Here is a 6,000-nt window from a genome sequence, read left to right as displayed (position 1 = left end):
GTCGCTAGCAGCGCCGCCGCCCTCGTCAGTGAGCGGACTTATAGAGGACACACCCCAAACAAGTCAACAGCAGGCTTGAGAGAAAATACAGAAAATCAGTAAGTGTCTGGTTCTGCTGGGGTATTTTCGGTTTTTGTATATGTGGACAGTTTGGACACCCAAATTCCCTGCGTTTTGCATCATAAAGATCGTCATAAGGTCCGGCCGACAATCATTCCAATGATGGCCGCCACGTTTTGGACATTAGCGCGGCCTATCCCGAGACAAATCGAAGCTGTCACTATAAAGGCGGGGAACACGGTTCGGGCTACGTCGCTCCCGTTTGACTCCAGTCTTTGAAAGTTGCACATCTTCGACTTGAGCGTTTCTGGAGATCGAATGAACGACTGGTCGCGACAGGCATGATGACGGATCGAGACATGATCCGCTCGCTTGGAACCGAACCGCCTATTCTGGCGGAGGGTCGGCGTGCTCCTGATCGTCGTGAAATCTCCCTGCGCTGGTTGAGCGGCACCTTTCTCACTGGCATCACTTCTTCCATCCTTATGGGCGTTGCCCTGTTTGCAGCGCTCGACGGGCGGCAGCAGCTTGCCATTCCAGCCGAAGCTTTTGCGCGGGCGGATATGGAACAGGATGCATCCGAGACCGTGCGCCGCGGTACGCGTCTTATTGGGCAGAATATAGCGGCGCGCCCTTCGGACCGTTCGGTGATGGAAGTTTCGACCGTCATTCATGATGGAGACAAGGAAGTGGTGCGCAAAGTACCGTTTTCCCATGTGAAGATCGCACTTGCTGCCAATTACAACAATCAGGAGGATTATCCTCCGTTTGATCCGCTGAATATATTCGCGACGAATGAGGATGCGTCTCCTGCCGCAAGCCGGACCGGGACGATCTACGGGTCTGAAGTAGAGTCCGAGGTCAGCCTGAAGACTGTGGCGTTTCCAACCAAGGACAGTCCATTTGCCTTTGCGGGTTCGATGAGCTTCGATGAGGTCGAAGAGGCAGTTCGGTCCAACGGTTCGATGTTGACCGACGGTAATGAGCAGCTTTCCGCACTTTATTACATCGACCCGCGCCGCTTTGAGGCGACAGAGGATGTGGATGTGACTGCCGGGCTTGCCGCACGTGTGGTCGAGCAGAACATGTCTGTCTCCACGCCGCAGGCGGCAACTGTCAAATTTCAGGAATATGCTGATGACGTCATCCCGGTCCGGCAGGCCGAGACGATGGAGGAAGCGCTTTTCGGCGCTGGTTACTCGAAGGAGCAGGCCAAGCAGACAGCTGCGGTGCTGGGTGCTGAGAATGGCGCCTCGAATGTGGAGCCCGGCGACGTGCTTCGGATCGGTATTCTGCAGAGCGAAGAGAAAAGCGACATTGTGAGGGCCACCCTCTATCGCAAGGGTCGGCATATGATGACGGTCGCGACAAATGATAGCCATAAGTTCGTAAGGGCCAGCGAGCCACCGCATCTGGATGCCGTTGCCACCGCATTTGACAGCAGCAATGCACCTTTGACCGCCAACCGCGATTTGCCGAGGGTTTACGACGGTGTTTACCGGGCGGCTCTCACCTATGGCATGAACCAGACGATGGTTGCGCAACTGGTAAAGCTTCTGGCAAGCAGCGTCGATTTCCAGGCGCAGTTGAAGCCAACCGATTCCCTTGAGGCGTTCTTCTCAGTCCAAGGGCCGGATGGAAAAGCGACCGATCAGTCCGAGTTGCTCTACGTCAATGCCAAATTTGGCGACAATGAAACGCGGTTTTACCGCTTCCAGAACTCCGATGATGGCAGCGTCGATTATTTCGACGGGCAAGGCAAAAGCATTCGCCAGTTCCTCATCCGCAATCCGGTTCCGAACGGTCGCATGACATCAGGTTTCGGCATGCGCCGTCACCCTGTCCTACGATTCAGCCGTATGCATACCGGCACAGATTGGGCCGCACCGCGCGGGACACCGATTATTGCGACCGGCAATGGTGTGGTCGAAAAAGCAGGCTGGGCTTCCGGCTATGGAAACCAGACGCTGATCCGCCATGCGAATGGATATGTGTCCTCATATAATCACCAGAATGCCATCGCCAAGGGCGTAACTGAAGGGGCCCGCGTCACGCAGGGCCAGGTGATCGGCTATGTCGGATCGACTGGTCTTTCGACCGGTGCGCATCTGCATTACGAGTTGATCGTCAATGGTACGAAGGTCGATGCGATGAAGGTGCGCCTGCCGGGTGGAAAATCGCTCTCCGGCGAAGCACTAGCTCGTTTTTCTGATGAGCGCCGCCGTATCGATACGCTGCTGAATATCGAGACCAAGCCTGATCAGGTTGCGAGCCGCTAGCACCATTTCCATCTAGATCAGCACACATAAAAAGGGCTCCCTTGCAGGAGCCCTTTTTCTTTCGTCATGCCGCGTCTGCGGTTTCGACATTTGGCAGCAGGGGCTTGATGTTGAACAGCAGCCTGTCTGGGCCGGATGTTACCTTGACGCGGGAGCCATCCGGGATCTCGCCGTTGAGGATGAGCTCGGCCAGGCGATCCTGCACGTTTTTCTGGATGACGCGCTTCAGCGGCCGGGCACCGTAGGCGGGGTCGTAACCCTTGTCGGCCAGCCAGTTGCGGGCGTCTTCATCCAGTTCCAGCACAATCTTGCGGTCGCTGAGCAGCGCCACCAGACGGTGCAGCTGGATTTCGACGATCGCGCCCATTTCATTGCGGTGCAGGCGATGGAACAGGATGATGTCATCGATGCGGTTGAGGAATTCCGGCCGGAAATGCCCGCGGACACGCTCCATGACCAGTTCGCGGACCGAATCCACATCGTCATTATCGCCCATCTGCGTCAGGAACTCCGAACCGAGGTTCGAGGTCATGATGATGATGGTGTTCTTGAAATCGACGGTGCGGCCCTGACCATCGGTCAGACGGCCATCATCCAGCACCTGCAACAGAACGTTGAAGACATCAGGATGCGCCTTTTCAATCTCGTCGAACAGAACGACCTGATAGGGACGCCGACGAATGGCTTCCGTCAACGCGCCGCCTTCCTCATAGCCGACATAGCCGGGAGGTGCGCCGATGAGTCGGGCGACCGAGTGTTTCTCCATATATTCCGACATGTCGAGGCGCACCATGGCCGTCTCGTCATCAAAGAGGAACCGCGCCAAAGCCTTCGTCAGCTCGGTCTTGCCCACACCGGTTGGTCCGAGGAAGATGAACGAGCCGATTGGACGGTTGGGATCCTGCAGACCGGCACGCGAACGGCGCACAGCTCTGGAAACAGCCTGAACCGCCTCACCCTGACCGACCACGGATTTTGCCAGATCATCTTCCATGCGAAGAAGCTTTTCGCGCTGACCTTCCAGCATTCTGTCGACAGGGATGCCGGTCCAGCGTGAGATGACATGGGCGATATTATCAGCCGTCACCACTTCCTGAACCATGGATGCAGCACCGCTGCTATCATGCTGTTCTGCCGTTGCCAGTTGCTTTTCCAGACCCGGAATGATGCCATAGGTCAACTCACCGGCGCGCTGGAACTGTCCATTGCGCTGGGCGGTTGCTAACTCATTGCGTGCTTCATCCAGCTGCTTCTTGAGGTCGGCAGCATGGCCAAGCTTCTGCTTTTCGGCCTGCCAACGGGCCGTCAGCGCATCGGCCTTTTCTTCCGTGTCGGCCAGCTCGTCTTCCAGCCTTTTCAGGCGATCCGCAGATGAGGCATCCGTTTCCTGCTTCAAGGCCTCACGTTCGATCTTCAGCTGAATGATCCGGCGATCCAGTTCGTCCAGCTCCTCGGGCTTTGAATCCACCTGCATGCGAAGACGCGATGCGGCTTCGTCCATGAGATCGATGGCCTTATCTGGCAAGAAGCGGTCGGTGATGTAGCGGTTGGAGAGGGTTGCAGCGGCCACCAGAGCCGAATCGGAGATGCGGACCTTGTGATGTTGCTCGTATTTTTCCTTCAAACCGCGCAGGATCGAAATCGTGTCCTCGACCGTCGGTTCGCTGACGATGACAGGCTGGAAGCGACGGGCCAGAGCCGGGTCTTTTTCAACGTGCTTGCGATACTCATCCAGCGTGGTGGCGCCGACGCAATGAAGCTCGCCGCGCGCAAGTGCCGGCTTGAGCAGGTTGGACGCATCCATGGCGCCATCGGCCTTACCCGCGCCAACCAGCGTGTGCATTTCATCGATGAAGAGAATGATGCCGCCAGCTTCCGCCTGAACTTCGTTCAGAACAGCCTTCAACCGCTCCTCAAACTCACCGCGATATTTCGCACCGGCAATCAAAGCGCCCATATCCAGCGCCATCAACTTCTTGTCTTTCAGGCTTTCAGGAACATCGCCATTGATAATGCGAATGGCCAGACCTTCGGCAATCGCCGTTTTGCCGACGCCGGGCTCACCGATCAGGACCGGGTTGTTCTTGGTGCGGCGCGACAGAACCTGCATGGTGCGACGAATTTCATCATCGCGACCGATTACGGGATCGAGCCGACCGTCCCGCGCTTCGGCGGTCAGATCGCGGGCATATTTCTTCAGCGCATCAAAGCCCTGTTCGGCATTGGCACCATCCGCGGTGCGGCCCTTGCGGATATCATTGATGACCTGGTTAAGCGCCTGCGCTGTCACGCCAGCCTTTTTCAAGGAGGCGGAGGTCGATGCGGAGGTTTCAACGGAAAGAGCCTGCAAAAGACGCTCAACCGTGACGAAACTGTCACCGGCCTTCTTGGCGATGTCTTCTGCAGTGGAAAAGACTTTGGCGAGGGGGCCGGTCAGTGAAAGACCGCCATTGCCGCCGGAAACCTTCGGCAATTTGGCAAGAGCCGCGTCATTGGCGAGACGCGCTTCCTTGGCGTTGCCACCGGCGCGCTCAATCAAGGCTGCTGCCATGCCCTGATCATCATCGAGCAGGACCTTCAGGACGTGCTCGGCTGCAAATTGCTGGTGGTTTTCGTTCAGCGCGTAGGTCTGTGCAGATTGCAGAAAACCGCGAACGCGTTCGGAATATTTTTCGATATTCATCTCATAACTCCTTTTACCGCCCTGCCCGATCTCGGCGCAGTTTGGAATGTTAGGGTTGAGGCTCCCTGAAGCGGCAAGCCCCGCTGCGAAAAAGGCCTTTATATATAGAGGCTTCTATCGCCTTGAACGACATGCCGCCCGATGGTTTGGCACGCTGTTCTGGTAGGCTTGATATGGTACGCGAATTTGCAGGTTTAAAGAGGCTGGATGAAGCCTTGCGTTGATTTTTTAGACGAGAGGGAGTGGCATTTCACGCGATAGCACCAAGTCGATCGAACGCTCTTATAAAGTCCCCGAAATCCCTTTGGCCAAGCTTCGCCGTTCACGCGGCATGTTTTGCCCGTGGCTTGATCTTCTCAATTGTGACCATCGCCATTTGAGGCCATGGGTATGTCGGACGGGGCGCTGGAAGTTGCCTCGTAGGGTAGTTTAGTATTGGCACCTTTCAGCGCCCCGTTCAGCGGTTTGTGTCCGCCCACGATCTCTTGCCATGGCTGGCTGTTCCCGGATGGCGAGGGCGAACCTTGCCCGAAAACCGGTCGGACATGACCAAGGTCCAACCCTTCCCATACCGGGCGGCGGCATCCCTGAAGATACCGCCTGCCAGTTCGGCCACACCTTCCCTCGCCTGAAATCCGCGCCGATTGATCAAGGCGCGGACCCAAGGCGATCCGTTTTCCGCAAGGTGAAACACAGGCTGTTGGCCGATGCTGTCCCTCACGATCCGTCCGCACCATCTCTGGCACAGGGCAGATGCAGCGTGTTCCTGTGTACCGCCTAACTTTCGCCGTTCCGCCATCCGGTCGCGTTCGACCATAGGCGGAGGGCTGTCGGTACGCCCGGTGGCGCACAAACCGGACTGACGCAGACGCTTTACGAACCCGTCAGGCATTCGCAACGCGCAAGCGTCAGGCCGGATCGAACATGGAGTAAATTGCGCCAGCCGGTCCGAAACCGGCGCTATCCCCTCACCCGTTA

Annotated in this window: 3 protein-coding genes; 1 reads left to right on the top strand and 2 read right to left on the bottom strand. The window is 57.1% G+C overall.

All coding sequences use genetic code 11. The features are described from left to right. Positions 1 to 401 precede the first annotated feature (401 nt). Entirely contained in the window at positions 402 to 2,339 is a 1,938-nt protein-coding gene (locus RQI55_RS18230; RefSeq protein WP_042616746.1) for a M23 family metallopeptidase, read from the top strand. A gap of 64 nt (positions 2,340 to 2,403) precedes the next feature. On the opposite strand, the gene clpB is transcribed toward RQI55_RS18230, so the two are convergent. Together clpB and RQI55_RS18220 are read right to left on the bottom strand one after the other, a co-directional pair. Beyond that, complete coding sequence (clpB, locus tag RQI55_RS18225) at positions 2,404 to 5,022, bottom strand: ATP-dependent chaperone ClpB (protein ID WP_042616747.1); 2,619 nt, start codon at positions 5,020 to 5,022, stop codon at positions 2,404 to 2,406. Between the two features lie 457 nt (positions 5,023 to 5,479). Further along, the gene (locus RQI55_RS18220) at positions 5,480 to 5,914 is read right to left on the bottom strand and encodes a hypothetical protein (protein ID WP_311273097.1); all 435 of its coding nucleotides are present in this window, start codon (positions 5,912 to 5,914) and stop codon (positions 5,480 to 5,482) included. Positions 5,915 to 6,000: the final 86 nt, after the last annotated feature.

It is taken from the genome of Rhizobium sp. WCS2018Hpa-16 (genome assembly GCF_031843705.1).
GTDB lineage: Bacteria > Pseudomonadota > Alphaproteobacteria > Rhizobiales > Rhizobiaceae > Agrobacterium > Agrobacterium tumefaciens_C.
The sequence above is the reverse complement of the archived record's forward strand: the minus strand, read 5'-3'. Positions and strand labels throughout refer to the sequence as shown.

Coding starts and splice junctions, on each gene's coding strand:
- RQI55_RS18230 (WP_042616746.1), top strand. CDS start 402: ATGATGACGGATCGAGACATGATCCGCTCGCTTGGAACCGAACCGCCT.
- clpB (WP_042616747.1), bottom strand. CDS start 5,022: ATGAATATCGAAAAATATTCCGAACGCGTTCGCGGTTTTCTGCAATCT.
- RQI55_RS18220 (WP_311273097.1), bottom strand. CDS start 5,914: ATGCCTGACGGGTTCGTAAAGCGTCTGCGTCAGTCCGGTTTGTGCGCC.